Origin of the sequence: Siculibacillus lacustris, assembly GCF_004328075.1 — a bacterium.
GTDB lineage: Bacteria > Pseudomonadota > Alphaproteobacteria > Rhizobiales > Ancalomicrobiaceae > Siculibacillus > Siculibacillus lacustris.
In genome coordinates, this window is record NZ_SJFN01000024.1 from 37,548 (window position 1) to 52,580 (window position 15,033).

Genomic DNA, 15,033 nt, shown 5'->3' on the forward strand with positions numbered 1-15,033 from the left:
GGTCTCGGTAGACTCTCGCCGAGATGTCGTCGCACCGCCGACGATCGATTCGAAAGCGATCCGACGTGACGACCGACGACCTCCGCTGCGTGAGCGATATTTACCCTGTTTCACGTGAAACGGCCGAGCGCCTGACGATCTATGTCGACCTCGTCGTGAAGTGGCAGAAGAGCCAGAATCTGGTGGCGCCGGGAACCTTGCCGCAGATCTGGCGGCGCCATGTCGCCGATTCGGTCCAGGTGGCGGCGATCCGGCCGGAGGCGACGCGCTGGCTCGATCTCGGATCGGGAGCGGGTTTTCCCGGCCTGGTGACGGCGATCGTCAATGCCGACCGGCCGGGTGCGGTGGTTCATCTGGTCGAGAGCAACCACGGCAAAGCGGCCTTCCTGCGCACCGTGGCGCGGGAGACCGGCGTCGCAGCGATCGTTCATACGGTGCGGATCGAGGAGTTCGTCGCCGATTTCGCCGAGCCGATCGAGGCGATTTCCGCCCGAGCGCTGGCGCCATTGGTGCGCTTGATCCCGATGGTGGCGCCGTTGGTTGGCCGCGGCGCCGTCGCGGTTTTCCACAAGGGTCAAGATTTTGCGTCCGAGCTGGCGGATGCCACTGCATCTTGGGACCTGAATCTGGTAGAACATCCCAGTCGGATCGAACCGGGAAGCCGTCTGGTGGAAATCCGCGGGATCGCGCCGCGCGCCCCGACCTGATGGAGCGTCGTTCAATGGCCTCGCTACCGAAATTGCCTCGCGTCCTGTCGCTCGCCAACCAGAAGGGCGGCGTTGGCAAGACGACGACCGCCATCAACCTCGGCACGGCGCTGGCGGCGATCGGCGAAGAGGTGCTGATCGTCGATCTCGATCCGCAGGGCAATGCCTCGACCGGCCTCGGCATCGACCGCCGGTCGCGCAGGCTCTCGACCTATGACGTACTGGTCGGCGACAGCGGCCTCGACGAGGTGCTGATCGAAACCGCCGTGCCGCGCCTGTGGGTGGCGCCGTCGACCCTCGATCTGCTCGGGGTCGAGCTGGAGATCGCCGCGACCGCCGACCGCGCCTTCCGGCTGCGCAAGGCGCTGCAGCACTATGGCGAGATCGCCGGGCCCGATCGGCCGCAGTTCACCTATGTGCTCGTCGATTGCCCGCCGTCGCTCAATCTCCTGACGATCAACGCGATGAGCGCGTCGCATTCGGTGCTGGTGCCGCTGCAGTGCGAGTTCTTCGCGCTGGAGGGCCTGTCGCAGCTTCTGTCGACGGTCGAGCAGGTCAAGGGGGCGCTGAACCCGGAACTGTCGATCCACGGCATCGTGCTGACCATGTACGACGCGCGCAACAATCTCTCGGGCCAGGTGGTCGCCGACGTGCGCCAGCACATGGGCGACACGGTCTACGACACGATCATCCCGCGAAATGTCCGCGTGTCGGAGGCGCCGTCCTACGGCAAGCCGGTGCTGCTCTATGATCTCAAGTCGGCGGGCAGCCAGGCCTATCTCCGTCTCGCTTCCGAAATCATCCAGCGCGAACGGCGCCTGCGGGCAGCCGCGGCGGCGTGACGCGCAGCCCGGGCGACCGGGCGACAACCAATTCCGATCGCCGCTCGCGAAGGCCGATCATCGAAGTGTGGGAGGCGAAGGTGGAAGAACGCAGGCGTCTGGGACGAGGACTGGCGGCTCTGCTCGGCGACGTGGCCGAGCCGGAGCTGGTGGGCGCCGATCGCTCGGGTGGGCAGAAGCGCGTGCCGATCGAGCTGATCCACCCCAATCCGCGCAATCCGCGGCGGCAGTTCGGCGAGCAGGATCTCGCCGATCTCGCCCAGTCGATCCGCGAGAAGGGCGTGGTTCAGCCGATCCTGGTGCGACCGGCCAAGAACGCCCCTAACCACTATGAGATCATCGCGGGCGAGCGGCGCTGGCGGGCCTCGCAGCGGGCCGGGCAGCACGAGATCCCGGTGATCGTCCAGGACGTCTCCGACAAGGAGGCGCTGGAGCTGGCGATCATCGAGAACGTCCAGCGTTCCGACCTCAATCCGATCGAAGAGGCCTTCGGCTACGACCAGCTGATCGCCGAATTCGGTTACACCCAGCAGGACCTGGGGCAGGTGATCGGCAAGAGCCGGTCCCATGTCGCCAACACGCTGCGCCTGTTGAAGCTGCCGGAGGCTGTCAAGGAGCACCTGCGCGAGGGTCGGCTGACCGCCGGCCATGCTCGCGCGCTGGTCGGCACCGAGGATCCGGAAGGCTTGGCGGCGACGATCGTCGACAAAGGCCTGACGGTGCGCGACGCCGAGGCGCTCGCCGCGGCGCCGAAGGCCAGCGAGCCGGCCAAGCCGGCGCGCGGCAAGGTCAAGGACGCCGATACGATGGCGCTGGAGAAGTCGCTGTCCGACATTCTCGGGCTGGTGGCGACGATCGAGCATCGCCCCGACGGATCGGGTGAATTGCGGCTGCGCTATCGCACCCTGGAACAGCTCGACGACCTGTGCCGGCGCCTGCAGCGCGGCTGATCCGGGCTCGAGCCATCGAGGAGACAACGGAGGCGGGTCGGCAACGGCCCGCCTTCGGCATTTCCAGCTCCGCGCCGGGCTCCGTTTCGGCAATCCGATTCGCGACCGCAACGATTTCTCAGCGTCGCGCGGCGGCGCGGGCGACCCGGGCGAGGGTGACGACCGCGTCGGCGATCACCGCGTCGGCGAGCAGCGGCATGCGGCGAGAGCGCAGCATCGCCTCGTCGAGGAGATCGAGGGCGCGGCCGAGGCGTTCGCGAGTCCACAGGCCGAGTTGGCGGACGATCTCGGGGCGGCGGCGGAAGAAGATCGGCGGCTGCAGAGCGCCGACCACGTCGGAGGCCGAACGGCCGGGGCCGACCTCGGCGCGGATGCGCTGCAACAGCTGGAAATGGCGGATCAGCATGGTACCGGCGACCGAGGCGTTGGTGCCGGCGGCGGCGAGCTTGCGCAGCACCATGTCGGCGGCCGCGAGGTCGCCGCCGGCCGCGGCGTCGAGCAATTCGTCGACGGCGAAGGCCGAGGCGTCGCCGACCACGGCAGTGACGTCGGCGAGGCCGATCCGTGCGCGGCCGTGGGCATAGAGGCAGAGCTTGCGGATCTCGCCGCGCGAGGCGAGGCGGTCGGCGCCGAGATGGGCCTCGAGCACCTCGCGGGCGTCGCGATCGATGGTCATGCGGAACTCGGCGAGCTCGCGGTCGATCAGTCGCGACAGCTCCTCGGCGCCGTCGGAATAGCAGGGCAGGGCGATGGCGTTCGGATGGTCCTCGACGCGCTTGCGCAGGCCCGTGCCCTTCTTGAGGTCGCCGGCTTCGATCACCACCAGGCTGGCGGTATCGGGGCGGTCGAGCAGGGGCTGGACGGCGGAAAGGATATTGCGGCTGCCGGCATCGCGGATCCAGACGATGCGGCGGGCGCCGAACAGCGACACGGTCGAGGCCTCGTCGATCAGCCGGGAGGGATCGTCCACCAGGGTGGCGCCGTCGAGGCGGACGAGGGAGAAGGGATCGTCGCTGCGGCCGCCGGCGGCGGCGACCAATTGGACCCCGCGTTCGGCGACGAGACCGTCGTCGGGGCCGTAGATCAGCACCAGACTGGCCCGATCCCCGGGGCGGCGCAGGAAGCCGTCGATCTCCGAACCCTTCAGCGCGACCATGGATTCGACTCCGAAACGACACCGATCGCGCCGACGGGGGCCGGATCGGCGCCGGTCAACGGCGGTTGGCGAAGTAGAGCGAGATCTTGTTGCGAATGTCGCCGGCGATCACCCCGGCGGCGCGGTTCTCGGCGTCGCGATGGGCGCGGATGTCGGCGAAACGCTGCTGGGAATAGTCGTAGGAGGCGTTGGCGAAGGCGGAGCCGGTGGCGACGGTGTGGCCGCTCGAGATCTCGGTCAGGACGAAGGTGGCGGAGATCTGCTCGACATAGGCCGAGGGCAGATTCTGGTTGCGCACTACGCCGATGGCGTTGGCGCTCGAGGTCACGGTCAGTTCCAACCGGTGGGTCGCCGGGGTCGTGACATCGCCGGCGCCGCCGTAGAAGGCGAAGACCAGCTCGTTGCGGATCTGCTGGCCGATGCGGTCCGGCCCCGGACCGATGTCGACATGGCGGATCGCCTCGACGGTGGCGCCGCCCTGGAGCGAGCCGTAGAGCGGCCGGATGTCGGCGCCGCAGGCGCCGAGACCGAGCACGAGGGCGGCGCAGGGCAGAAGGCGGGCGAGGGCGCGGCGGCCGGAGCGGTCAGGCGACGACATTGACGATCCTCTGCGGCACGACGATGATCTTCTTCGGCGGACGCCCGTCGAGCGCGGCGCGGACGGCGTCGAGGGCGAGGGTCGCCTCGCGCACCTCCGCCTCGCTCGCCGCGCGGGCGATGGTCAGTTCCGCCCGCTTCTTGCCGTTGATCTGCACCGGCAAGGTCACGGTGTCGTCGACCACCAGGGCCGGGTCGGCGACCGGCCATGGGGTCTCGGAGACCAGACCATCCCGGCCGAGCACTGTCCAGCACTCTTCGGCGAGATGCGGCATCATCGGCGCCACCAGCCGCACCAGGGCGTCGAGGGCCTCGGCCAGAGCCGCGGTGAGGGTCGCGTCGGCGGCGACCGGCTCGGGCGTGGCGATGGTGCGGCCGATGGCATTGGCGAATTCGTAGAGGCGGGCGACCGCGCGGTTGAAGCCGAGCTTTTCGACGTCGTCGCCGACCGCGGCGATGGTCTTGTGGGTGATCTTGGCGAGCGCCAGGGCGGCGGGCGAGCGATCGGCGCCGGTATGAGCCCCGGCGATCAGCTCGGCGCCGTCGCCGATCAGTCGCCAGACGCGCTGGACGAAGCGATGGGCGCCTTCGACGCCGGCCTCGGTCCAGATCACGTCGCGATCGGGCGGGCTGTCGGAGAGCACGAACCAGCGGGCGGTGTCGGCCCCCCAGGTGGCGATGATGTCCGAGGGGTCGACGGTGTTCTTCTTCGACTTCGACATCTTCTCGATCGAGCCGATCGCCACCGGGCTGCCGTCGGCCTTGAGGCGGGCGGTGCGCACGCCGTCGACGTCGTCGACGACGCATTCGGCCGGCGAGACCCAATGGCCTTCGGCGTTCTTGTAGGTCTCGTGGACCACCATGCCTTGCGTGAACAGGCCGGCGAAGGGCTCGTCGAGGCCGACGTGGCCGGTGGCCTTCATGGCGCGGGTGAAGAAGCGCGAATAGAGCAGGTGCAGAATCGCGTGCTCGATGCCGCCGATGTACTGATCGACCGGCAGCCAGCGGTCGGCGGCGGCACGGGTGGTCGGCGCCTCGGTGTTCCACGGGTCGGTGAAGCGGGTGTAGTACCAGGACGAATCGACGAAGGTGTCCATGGTGTCGGTTTCGCGCCGCGCCGGCTTGCCGCAGACCGGACAGGCGACGTGTTTCCAGGTCGGATGGTGGTCGAGGGGATTGCCCGGCCGGTCGAAGGTGGCATCGTCGGGCAGCAGCACCGGCAGTTGCTCGACCGGGACCGGAACGGTACCGCAGTCGTCGCAGTGGATCATCGGGATCGGGCAACCCCAGTAGCGCTGGCGCGAGATCAGCCAATCGCGCAGGCGGAAGTTCACCCGGCGCCGACCCTGGGGGTGGCCCGCGACGGTCGTCGATTCGAGTCGCGCGGCGACGGTCTCGAAGGCGGCGTCGACCGCCAGTCCATCGAGGAAGTCGGAATTGAACAGCGTGCCCTCGCCGTCGAAGGCGACGTCGGCGACCGTGAAGGTCGCCGGATCGGCGCCGGTCGGCAGCACGACGGGCGTGACTTCGAGGCCGTATTTGCGGGCGAAGTCGAGGTCGCGCTGGTCATGGGCCGGGCAGCCGAAGATCGCGCCGGTGCCGTAGTCCATCAGGATGAAGTTGGCGATGAACACCGGCAGAGTCTTGCCGGCCACGAAGGGGTGTTTCACCCGCAGGCCGGTGTCGTAGCCGAGCTTCTCGGCGGTCTCCAGTACCGCGACCGAGGTGCCCATGCGCCGGCAGTCGTCCTGGAAGGCGGCGGCGGCGGGATCGACGGCGCCGACCGCGCGGGCCAGCGGGTGATCGGCGGCGATCGCCAGGAAGGACGCGCCGAACAGGGTGTCCGGACGGGTGGTGAAGATCTCCAGCGTGGTGTCGCTGGCCGGGGTCGGCCCGGCGAATTCGAAGCGCACTTCGAGCCCGACCGACTTGCCGATCCAGTTGCGCTGCATCAGCCGGACCTTGTCGGGCCAGCGGTCGAGGCTGTCGAGGGAGGTGAGCAACTCGTCGGAGAAGGCGGTGATGCGGAAATTCCACTGCACCAGCTCGCGCTGTTCGACCAGGGCGCCGGAGCGCCAGCCGCGGCCGTCGACGACCTGCTCGTTGGCGAGCACGGTCATGTCGACCGGATCCCAGTTGACCTTGGAGGTGCGGCGATAGGCGAGCCCGGCCTTGAAGAAATCGACGAACATCTTCTGCTGATGACGATAGTAGCTCGGATCGCAGGTGGCGATCTCGCGCTTCCAATCGAGCGAAAGGCCCATAACCTTGAGCTGTCCGCGCATGTAGTCGATGTTCTCATAGGTCCACTTGGCGGGATGGACCTTCTTTTCCATGGCGGCGTTCTCGGCCGGCAGGCCGAAGGCGTCCCAGCCCATGGGATGGAGCACGGCGAAACCCTTGGCGCGCTTGTAACGCGCGACGACGTCGCCCATCGTGTAGTTGCGCACGTGGCCCATGTGGATGCGCCCGGAAGGATAGGGGAACATCTCGAGGACGTAGTACTTGGGGCGGGGATCGTCGTTGCGGGTCGAGAAGACGTCACCTTGGGCCCAGATCGTCTGCCACTTCGGTTCGGCTTCGCGGGGATTGTAGCGCTCGGCTGCCATGGATCTCGTCGCAGTTGAAGGCGGGGGAGAGCGCGCGGGGCGGCCGGTCGGGGCGGCGACGCGCGTCACGGGACTCCGGGGCGACCTTCACCAGAAAGCAGCCGGTGGGTCAATGGCCGCGGCGGATTTCCGAGGTCCCGCCGACGCCCGTGGTGTCGCGAGGGGCGGGCGAACGTGCTATGGCCGGGGCTCCCCGGAGCGAGAGAGAGTGAGCCGATGACCGCCGCCGACCGTCTGGCCGAGATCCGCAAACGCATCGAACGGGCCGAGCGCATCGCCGGCCGAGCGACGGGAGCGGTGACCCTGGTCGCGGTCTCCAAGACCTTCGACGCGCCGGACATCGCGCCGCTGATCGCCGCCGGCCAACGGCAGTTCGGCGAGAACCGGGTGCAGGAGGCGGCGCGCAAGTGGCCGGCGCTCAAGGAGGCGACGCCGGGGATCGTGCTGCATCTGATCGGTCCGTTGCAGTCGAACAAGGCGGCGGAGGCGGTGGCGCTGTTCGACGTGATCCACACCATCGACCGCGACAAGATCGCCGGGGCGATCGCCGCGGAAGCAGCGCGCCAGGGACGGGCGCCGCGGTGCTTCGTCCAGGTCAACACCGGGGCCGAGCCGCAGAAGGCCGGGGTCGACGCCCGCGAGGCGGTGGGTTTCGCGGCGCGCTGCCGCGAGGTCCATGGTTTGGCGATCGCCGGGCTGATGTGCATCCCGCCGGTCGAGGAGTCGCCGGGGCCGCATTTCGCGCTGCTGCGCAAGCTCGCCGAGGAGGCGGGACTGGCGGCGTTGTCGATGGGCATGTCGGCGGACTTCGAGACGGCGATCGATTTCGGGGCGACCCACGTACGGGTCGGCAGCGCGCTGTTCGGGACACGGACCGCGCCGGCGCCGTCTGCAGCCTGAGCGAGTCGGCGGATTCGATTCGTCCGAGAATTGATTTCGAATACGAAACGACCGGCTCGTTTGCAGACTCACCGGCAGGCGTTTCGGAGGTGGTCCGGCTCATGGTGCGGCCGCGTCTCGCGGCCGTCGGCGGGGCTGCGGAGGGCCTTGGCGGCGACGTCGATTCGCAGGCGGAACGGCACCGGCGAAACGACGCCGTCACCGGGCGCGCGGGCGTTCAGACGACCACGAAGGCGGCCCGACGCCCGAGCCGGCCGAGGAGGCGCGTGAGATCGGGCGCGGCCAGCGCGATGCAGCCGGCGGTCGGCGCGTAGTCGGGTCGGGCCTGATGCAGGAAGATCGCGCTGCCGGCGCCGAGCCGGCGGCGGCGAACGTTCCAGTCGAGAATGCCGATCCGGTCGTAGAGCGCGTCGTCGCGTCGAAGGCCTTCGTGCGATCCGGCGAAGGGCAGGCGGACCGGCCGGTTGTAGCGGCCGTCGCTCGGGTCGTCGCTCCAGCCGGCGTCGGCGCGGATCGGTGTCAGCGTCAGGGCGGCGCGTGGTGGCAGGGCGCGGTCGGCGCGCCACAGGGCCGAGAGCAGCTGGAGCCGTCCCGCCGGGGTGGCGCCGTCGCCCTCGCGCTTGAAGCGGGTGATGCCGGTGCGGCCGAGGGCGCAGGGCAGGCGGAGGCCCGCGACGGTGATCACGCCGAGATGGAGCGTGCCGGGGCGGCGGTGGACGCGGATGCGGGTCGGGCGTCGGGCGGGGCGGGAGGCGGGCGCGAAGAAGGCTGCGGTCATCCAATTCTCGCCATGGTTTCCGTCGACACGTCGCCTTCCGATGCCGAATCCGGGCTCGAGACCGGTGGACGACCGCAGTATGACCCGATTCCGGTGTGGTGTCGTGGGCGCGCCCGATCGGCGCCTTGCGTCCACTTCGGAAGGGTGGTCTGTTGGCGGCGGCCCGTGCGCCGCGTCGGCGGCGGGATCCGTGCCTTTCGGCGCGAGTCGTCGCCGGAGCGCCCGAGGGACGAGACGAGAGGTGACCATGGCGGCCCGCAAGATCCTCATCTGCGACGACGATGCCGATCTGCGCGAGGCGCTGGTCGAGCAATTGTCGCTCTACGAGGAATTCGAGACGCAGGCCGCCGACGGCGCGACCCGCGCCATCCAGATCGCCCGCACCGAGCCGGTCGATCTGCTGATCATGGACGTCGGCCTGCCCGAGATGGACGGGCGCGAGGCGGTCAAGCTGCTGCGCAAGGGCGGCTTCAAGGCGCCGATCATCATGCTGACCGGCCACGACACCGAATCCGACACGATCCTCGGCCTGGAGGCGGGCGCCAACGACTATGTCGTCAAGCCGTTCAAGTTCGCCGTGCTGCTCGCCCGGCTGCGCGCCCACCTGCGCCAGCACGAGCAAACGGAAGACGCGGTGTTCACCATCGGCCGCTATTCCTTCCGGCCCTCGGCCAAGCTGCTGGTCGACGACAAGGGCGCCAAGGTGCGCCTGACCGAGAAGGAAACCGGCATCCTCAAATATCTCTACCGGGCCGGCGAACGGCCGGTGTCGCGCGAGGTGCTGCTGCACGAGGTGTGGGGCTACAATTCCGGCGTGACCACCCACACGCTCGAGACCCACATCTATCGGCTGCGGCAGAAGATCGAACGCGATCCGTCGAACGCCGAACTTCTCGTCACCGAGGCCGGCGGCTACAAGCTGGTTCCCTGACGCCCGCGTCGGCTTCCCGCCGGCGCCCTGGAGCCGTTTCCGCCGCCATGTCCCTCGAGCGCGACATCGATCTCCTCCGCAACGTGCCGTTCTTCGACGGGATCCCGTCGGAAGCGCTGCGTCTGCTCGCCTTCAGCGCCGATCCGCGCGACTACGGCGACGGCGCGCGGCTGTTCTCGGCCGGCGACGTCGCCGAGGGCGGGGCGATCGTGATCGACGGGTGGATCGACCTCCTCGACGAGCGCGAGAACCCGCCGCGGGTGATCGAGCGGCTGGGGCCGGGCGCCCTGATCGGCGAACTGGCGCTGATCGTCGAGACCACGCGATCGGTGGCGGCGCTGTCGAACGGCCGCTCGCGGGTGCTGGCGGTGCGCCGCTCGCTGTTCCGGCGGATGCTCGAGGAATATCCCTCGATCGCCGTGACCCTGCACGACCGCATCGCCGAGCGGCTGACCTCGCTGTCGCCGGTGGTCGGGCGGATCGGCGCCGATCTCGCGGCGATCGACCGCGACTGACTCCTTTCCCGCCGGATGTGGAACGACCGCCGCCCCCTCGCGAGGACGGCGGTCGTGCATTCGTTGCGAAGGCGGGGTCGCCTCAGGCCCCCAGCGCCTTTTCCAGGACGTGGGCGAGGCGGCGGCCGAAGTCGGCGGGATCGTCGGGGGCTTCGCCGTCGGCGACCCGGGCCTGACCGAGCAGCAGTACCGCGGCGTCTTCGACCAGGGATTCGTCACCGCCGAGCTTGGCCACCACCGCCAGGATCAGCGGATGGCGCGGATTGATCTCGAGCACCGGCTTGCCGAAGGGCGCGGCGCCCTGATGGCGGGCCATGATCTTCTCGAACTGCTTGTCGGGCCCGTATTCCGGCGCGACCAGGCAGGACGGGCTGGAGGCCAGGCGGTTGGAGGTGCGCACGTCGGAGACCTTGTCGCCGAGCAGTTCCTTCAGCCGGGCGACCAGCGCGACGGTGCCGGTCGCGGTCTCGGCGTCGGGGGTGGGCTCCGCGGCGTCGACCAGCGGAATGGCGTCGAGATCGCTCGCCCCTTGGGTCACCGACTGGAAGGGCTTGCCCTCGAAGCCGAGGGCAGTGCGCACCCAGAAGGCGTCGACCGGGTCGGTCAAGAGCAGCACTTCGACGCCGCGGCCGGCGAAGCCCTCGAGATGGGGGCTGGCGGCGGCGCGGGCCGGGTCGTCGGCGAGGAGATAGTAGATCTTGGTCTGGTTCTCCTTGAGGCCGGCGACGTAGTCGGCGAGGGTGCGGGTCGCCTCGCCGCTCGCGGTGGTGCGGAAGCGGACGATCTTGAACAATTCGTCGCGCCGCTCGGCGTCCTCGTAGAGGCCTTCCTTGAGCACCGGGCCGAAGGCCTCCCAAATCTCGGCGAACTTGGCGGCATCGGATTCGGCGAGCTTGGCGAGTTCGGACAAGAGCCGCGAGGTGACGTTCTTGCGGATCGCCTCCAGCACCGGATTGTGCTGCAGCATTTCGCGCGACAGGTTGAGCGGCAGATCTTCGCTGTCGACGACGCCGCGGGCGAAGCGCAGCCAATGGGGCAGAAGATCGACGTCGTCGGCGATGAACACCCGGCGGACGTAGAGCTTGAGATGGCCTTTGCGCGCCGGATCGAACAGATCGAACGGCTTCATCGACGGCACGAACAGCAGCACGCTGTACTCGTGGCGGCCTTCGGCCTTGTAGTGGATGGTCATCGCCGGCTCGTCCCACTGGCCGGAGACGTTGCCGTAGAACTCCTTGTAGGCTTCCTTGGTGATCTCCGACTTCGGCTTGGCCCACAACGCCGAGCCGTCGGACAGCGCCTTGGCGTCCTCGCCGGCCTTGACGAAGGTCACCGGCACCGGGACATGGGCCGAATAGGTCTCGACGATCCGCTCCACCGTCGCCTCGTCGGCGTAGGTGGTGCTCTCGTCGTTGAGCTCGAGGCGGATGACGGTGCCGCGGGCCGGCGCTTCGTCGCCTTCGGCCGGGCGGATGTCGTAGCCGTTGATGCCGTCGGAGATCCAGGTCCAGGCCTGGTCGGAGCCGGCGCGGCGCGAGGTGACGACGACGCGGCTCGCCACCATGAAGGCCGAATAGAAGCCGACGCCGAACTGGCCGATCAGGTTCGACGACTTGGCGCCCTCGCCGACCGCCTTGAGGAAGGCCTTGGTGCCCGACTTGGCGATGGTGCCGAGGTTCTCGATCAGCTCGTCGCGGGTCATGCCGATGCCGTTGTCGGCGACGGTGAGGGTCTTGGCGGCGGGGTCGGCGGCGAGCGTGATGGCGAGATTGCCGTCGTCGCCGAGCAGTGCCGGGGTCTCCAGCGCCAGATAGCGCAGCTTCTCGCAGGCGTCGGCGGCGTTGGAGATCAGTTCGCGCAGGAAGATGTCGCGGTTGGAATAGACCGAATGCACCATGAGATGCAGGAGGCGCGAGACCTCGGCCTGGAAGGCATGGGTTTCGGTCGGGCGATCGAGCGTGTCGGTCATCGGGAATCTCACCGGGGTGGTCGTTCGGGGACGAGGCGGCGGCGCGCCGCCGTCCGCCGAGCTGACCGTGATATCGGGGAATATGCCCAACGTTTCAAGAGGCGAGAGGTTTGCCCTAGCGTTGTGATACCGTTGGGCTACACTAACGCGATCAATGGGTTCTGGGGGAAATCAGACATGGCTCGCCTGAGTGTTTTCGTTGCGTGCCCGTATTTATCGATCCCGCAGGATGACTATAGAAAGGTTTACGAGACCGTTTCTAAAGCATATCCGGTGGATTTCCGATTTGCCGATGAACGTATAACTAATAACCATATTTTGGTGAAAGTATCGAATTACATCAGAGATAATGAATTTTCTCTATTTGACATAACTGGTTGGAATCCAAATGTCGCATTGGAGCTCGGCATTGCTGTTGGTCTTGGAAAGAAATATTTTATCCTATTTAATCCTAGAATGGACGGCAATAAAGATGCGCCGTCTGATATTCGCGGTCTGGACCGAATCCAATATGCATCAAACAGCGAGCTAGAGTCGAAGTTAATGCTACTTATTAAGCAAGAACTTCCCGCAGAGACTGAGAAATCCGAATCCGCTTACGCTCGCGGAAAAGAACGTATTCTTCAATCCCTAATCGAAACGCCTGGTCTTCGTCTCGGAGAAATTGCTGATAGCATAAATGAAGATAAAGCGATCGTTCAGTCAATTATAAAGTCAATGATGATTAATTCGGAGTTGAAGACTCGTGGGATAAGAAGAGGAACGAAGTATTATACCTTCGATACAGATCTACGCCGAGTGGTGCGTGACTAAATGTCATGCCTAGGCAACTTTCTAACGTTATGAATATTCTCGGTTTCAATTTTTGCGTCATATTTTCATACTCGATGCCTTGAGAGTGCAGCGTCCTTTTGCTTTATGCTCAGTTAGGGATGGCATCGGCTACGGCCGGGCTGACGATATATGTGCGATCCATCGCGAGCGACGGCGGTTGCCCCAGGCCGGGGAACCCGACGCCGAACCGATCGTCGCGGCCGACGGCCTCAGGCGGCGCGGATGGTGCGCAGGAAGTCGCGCATCTCGCTGCGCAGCTGGTTCGACTGGCGCGCCAGTTCGGAGGCGTGGGACATGATCTCGTTGGAGGCTTCGCTGGAGTCGTGGGCGGCGTGAGTGACGCCGTTGATGTTGGCCGAGACTTCCGACGTGCCGCGCGCCGCCTGCTGGACGTTGCGGGCGATTTCGGTGGTCGCCGCGCCCTGTTCTTCGACGGCGGCGGCGATCGCCCCGGACAGGCCGCTCATCCGGGTGATGGTGTCGGCGATCTCGCCGATCGCCTCGGTCGAGGCATGGGTGGCGCCCTGGATGTCGGAGATGTGCGAGGAGATCTCCTGGGTCGCCTTGGAGGTCTGCTCGGCGAGGTTCTTGACCTCGGCGGCGACCACCGCGAAGCCGCGGCCGGCTTCCCCCGCCCGCGCCGCCTCGATGGTGGCGTTGAGGGCGAGAAGGTTGGTCTGGCCGGCGATGTCGTTGATCAACCCGACGATCGAGCCGATCTTTTCGGCGGCGACGGCGAGCCGGCCGACGGTGGTCGACGAGGTCTCGGCGTCGCGGGTGGCCTTGTCGGCCATGTCGGTCGACTGCGACACTTGGCGGGCGATCTCGACGATCGACGCCGACAGTTCTTCGGACGCCGCGGCGACGGTCTGGACGTTGCCGGAGGCCTGTTCGGAGGCCGCGGCGACGGCGACCGACTGGCGCGAGGTCTCCTCGGCCGCGGCGCTGGTGGTCTGGGCGGCGGACTGCAACTGGGTGGCGGACGCCGCCAGGGTGTCGACGATGCCGCCGACCGCCCGTTCGAGCTGGTCGGCGAGACCGAGCATGGCGCGGCGCCGTTCGGCCTCGGCGCGGGTCTTGGCTTCCGAGGCTTCCGCCTCGAGGCGACGGGTGTTCAGGGCATTCTCCTTGAACACCGCGAGGCCCTTGGCGACGTCGCCGCATTCGTCGCCGCGGGTCGCGCCGGTGACCGCGAAGCCGAGATCGCCGGCGGCCAGACGGTTCAGCTCGTCGACCGAGCGGCCGAGCGGCTTCGACACCGCATAGGTGGCGAACAGCCAGCCGAAGATCATGCCCAGGACCGTGCCGGCGGCGGCGACCGCGATCATCAGAGTGACGGCGAAGGCGGCGGCGTCCTTCGAGCCGTCGCTGATCGTCTGGCCCTTCTTGTCGAGCGCGTCGACATAGTCCTTGACCGTCGCCTGGAGCTTGTCGGCGATCGCGCGGCTGGCGACGACGGTGGCGTAGATGTCGTGCTGCGCCTTCTGCAACTCGATCGACGCGCCGGTGCGCTCGGCGACTTCGTAGGTCTTGCGAATGCTGTCGGCATAGGTCCGGTAATCGGCCTCGATCCGATCGAGCGTCGCCCGGTCTTCCGGCAAGGCGAGCGCGCGCGATTTGGCCAAGCGGTCTTCGAAGGTCTTGGCGTTGGTCTGCCAGACCTCGCGGGCGCCGCGAACGTTTTCGGGCGAGGGATCGGCGGCGACGCGGTATTCGGAACGATTGAGGATGATCAGGTTCTGGTTCATGCGGGCGCCGAGCAACGAGACGTCGCCCAGTTCGTCGATGGTCGCGAGATCCGCGGAGATCGATTTGAGGCGCGAAACGCCGACGGCGGCGACGATGGCCGTCACACAACTCATACAGACGATGATCAACAGCAGCTTGGTCTTGATCTTCAGATCGCTGATGCGCATGTCCCGTCCTCGCGAATCCGAACGAGAGCTGTTCTCGTTTTTCGTGACGCAAGGAGAATGCGAATCTGTTAATCAATCGTTACGATCGGCTGACATTACATGTATTGACGCAAGGTCACTACGTTTTATGACGATGATGGGACCCTCAAAAACCAGGCTTCGAAGTATCTGACGGGGCATTCGAGCGGATACTCTTCGTTCCTGGCCGAACCGAGACGTCTCCGGTTCGATTCAGCGCGACGGGCGTGCCGATTCCCCGAGGGAAGACCCGAGCCGTGTGAGCGACACGCCGGCGTCTGGCCCGGTAGGGCCTGCCGCGGGCCGGCATC

Annotated in this window: 13 protein-coding genes; 7 read left to right on the forward strand and 6 right to left on the reverse strand. The window is 67.3% G+C overall.

Going from position 1 to position 15,033, the window contains the following annotated elements; translation table 11 throughout:
* The first annotated feature begins 65 nt into the window (after positions 1-65).
* The 3 genes from rsmG to EYW49_RS15550 all read left to right on the forward strand — a co-directional run bounded on the left by rsmG (position 66) and on the right by EYW49_RS15550 (position 2,499).
* The gene (gene rsmG, locus EYW49_RS15540) at positions 66-707 is read left to right on the forward strand and encodes a 16S rRNA (guanine(527)-N(7))-methyltransferase RsmG (protein WP_228259631.1); all 642 of its coding nucleotides are present in this window, start codon (positions 66-68) and stop codon (positions 705-707) included.
* A 14-nt stretch (positions 708-721) separates the two neighbouring features.
* Positions 722-1,549, forward strand: coding sequence for a ParA family protein (locus EYW49_RS15545; protein WP_131310507.1), 828 nt, complete (start codon positions 722-724; stop codon positions 1,547-1,549).
* Between the two features lie 80 nt (positions 1,550-1,629).
* Positions 1,630-2,499, forward strand: a complete 870-nt coding sequence (locus tag EYW49_RS15550) for a ParB/RepB/Spo0J family partition protein (RefSeq protein WP_206365486.1) — start codon at positions 1,630-1,632, stop codon at positions 2,497-2,499.
* 118 nt (positions 2,500-2,617) lie between these two features.
* Here EYW49_RS15550 and holA read toward each other — a convergent pair whose 3' ends face one another.
* From holA to leuS, 3 genes are read right to left on the reverse strand one after another with little or no spacing between them, the layout of a single operon-like run.
* Complete coding sequence (gene holA, locus EYW49_RS15555; protein ID WP_131310508.1) at positions 2,618-3,655, reverse strand: DNA polymerase III subunit delta; 1,038 nt, start codon at positions 3,653-3,655, stop codon at positions 2,618-2,620.
* A 55-nt stretch (positions 3,656-3,710) separates the two neighbouring features.
* Complete coding sequence (lptE, locus tag EYW49_RS15560; protein WP_131310509.1) at positions 3,711-4,253, reverse strand: LPS assembly lipoprotein LptE; 543 nt, start codon at positions 4,251-4,253, stop codon at positions 3,711-3,713.
* A complete protein-coding gene (leuS, locus tag EYW49_RS15565) occupies positions 4,240-6,861 on the reverse strand; it encodes a leucine--tRNA ligase (RefSeq protein WP_131310510.1) in 2,622 nt (873 codons plus the stop codon). Before leuS ends, lptE begins: the two co-directional genes overlap by 14 nt.
* Positions 6,862-7,077: 216 nt before the next feature.
* Between leuS and EYW49_RS15570 the strand changes: the two genes are divergently transcribed.
* Positions 7,078-7,761 carry a YggS family pyridoxal phosphate-dependent enzyme gene (locus EYW49_RS15570; RefSeq protein WP_131310511.1) on the forward strand — a complete coding sequence of 228 codons (684 nt, stop codon included), beginning with the start codon at positions 7,078-7,080 and terminating at the stop codon, positions 7,759-7,761.
* A gap of 217 nt (positions 7,762-7,978) precedes the next feature.
* Here the strand turns inward: EYW49_RS15570 and EYW49_RS15575 are convergent, their stop codons facing one another.
* Positions 7,979-8,539 carry a L,D-transpeptidase family protein gene (locus EYW49_RS15575; protein WP_131310512.1) on the reverse strand — a complete coding sequence of 187 codons (561 nt, stop codon included), beginning with the start codon at positions 8,537-8,539 and terminating at the stop codon, positions 7,979-7,981.
* A gap of 247 nt (positions 8,540-8,786) precedes the next feature.
* Here EYW49_RS15575 and EYW49_RS15580 point away from each other — a divergent pair, with 247 nt between their 5' ends.
* Together EYW49_RS15580 and EYW49_RS15585 are read left to right on the forward strand one after the other, a co-directional pair.
* Positions 8,787-9,470 carry a response regulator transcription factor gene (locus EYW49_RS15580; RefSeq protein ID WP_131310513.1) on the forward strand — a complete coding sequence of 228 codons (684 nt, stop codon included), beginning with the start codon at positions 8,787-8,789 and terminating at the stop codon, positions 9,468-9,470.
* A 47-nt stretch (positions 9,471-9,517) separates the two neighbouring features.
* Entirely contained in the window at positions 9,518-9,985 is a 468-nt protein-coding gene (locus tag EYW49_RS15585; RefSeq protein WP_131310514.1) for a cyclic nucleotide-binding domain-containing protein, read from the forward strand.
* Between the two features lie 82 nt (positions 9,986-10,067).
* On the opposite strand, the gene htpG is transcribed toward EYW49_RS15585, so the two are convergent.
* Positions 10,068-11,954 carry a molecular chaperone HtpG gene (gene htpG / locus EYW49_RS15590; protein ID WP_131310515.1) on the reverse strand — a complete coding sequence of 629 codons (1,887 nt, stop codon included), beginning with the start codon at positions 11,952-11,954 and terminating at the stop codon, positions 10,068-10,070.
* A gap of 177 nt (positions 11,955-12,131) precedes the next feature.
* Between htpG and EYW49_RS15595 the strand changes: the two genes are divergently transcribed.
* Positions 12,132-12,767, forward strand: coding sequence for a hypothetical protein (locus tag EYW49_RS15595; RefSeq protein ID WP_131310516.1), 636 nt, complete (start codon positions 12,132-12,134; stop codon positions 12,765-12,767).
* A gap of 230 nt (positions 12,768-12,997) precedes the next feature.
* On the opposite strand, the gene EYW49_RS15600 is transcribed toward EYW49_RS15595, so the two are convergent.
* Positions 12,998-14,704 carry a methyl-accepting chemotaxis protein gene (locus EYW49_RS15600; protein ID WP_131310517.1) on the reverse strand — a complete coding sequence of 569 codons (1,707 nt, stop codon included), beginning with the start codon at positions 14,702-14,704 and terminating at the stop codon, positions 12,998-13,000.
* Between the last annotated feature and the right edge of the window lie 329 nt (positions 14,705-15,033).

What these genes read in the sequence shown, in the direction of transcription:
- EYW49_RS15545 (WP_131310507.1), top strand. Translation starts at nt 722, where the DNA reads ATGGCCTCGCTACCGAAATTGCCTCGCGTCCTGTCGCTCGCCAACCAG.
- holA (WP_131310508.1), bottom strand. Translation starts at nt 3,655, where the DNA reads ATGGTCGCGCTGAAGGGTTCGGAGATCGACGGCTTCCTGCGCCGCCCC.
- lptE (WP_131310509.1), bottom strand. Translation starts at nt 4,253, where the DNA reads ATGTCGTCGCCTGACCGCTCCGGCCGCCGCGCCCTCGCCCGCCTTCTG.
- leuS (WP_131310510.1), bottom strand. Translation starts at nt 6,861, where the DNA reads ATGGCAGCCGAGCGCTACAATCCCCGCGAAGCCGAACCGAAGTGGCAG.
- EYW49_RS15570 (WP_131310511.1), top strand. Translation starts at nt 7,078, where the DNA reads ATGACCGCCGCCGACCGTCTGGCCGAGATCCGCAAACGCATCGAACGG.
- EYW49_RS15575 (WP_131310512.1), bottom strand. Translation starts at nt 8,539, where the DNA reads ATGACCGCAGCCTTCTTCGCGCCCGCCTCCCGCCCCGCCCGACGCCCG.
- EYW49_RS15580 (WP_131310513.1), top strand. Translation starts at nt 8,787, where the DNA reads ATGGCGGCCCGCAAGATCCTCATCTGCGACGACGATGCCGATCTGCGC.
- EYW49_RS15585 (WP_131310514.1), top strand. Translation starts at nt 9,518, where the DNA reads ATGTCCCTCGAGCGCGACATCGATCTCCTCCGCAACGTGCCGTTCTTC.
- htpG (WP_131310515.1), bottom strand. Translation starts at nt 11,954, where the DNA reads ATGACCGACACGCTCGATCGCCCGACCGAAACCCATGCCTTCCAGGCC.
- EYW49_RS15595 (WP_131310516.1), top strand. Translation starts at nt 12,132, where the DNA reads ATGGCTCGCCTGAGTGTTTTCGTTGCGTGCCCGTATTTATCGATCCCG.
- EYW49_RS15600 (WP_131310517.1), bottom strand. Translation starts at nt 14,704, where the DNA reads ATGCGCATCAGCGATCTGAAGATCAAGACCAAGCTGCTGTTGATCATC.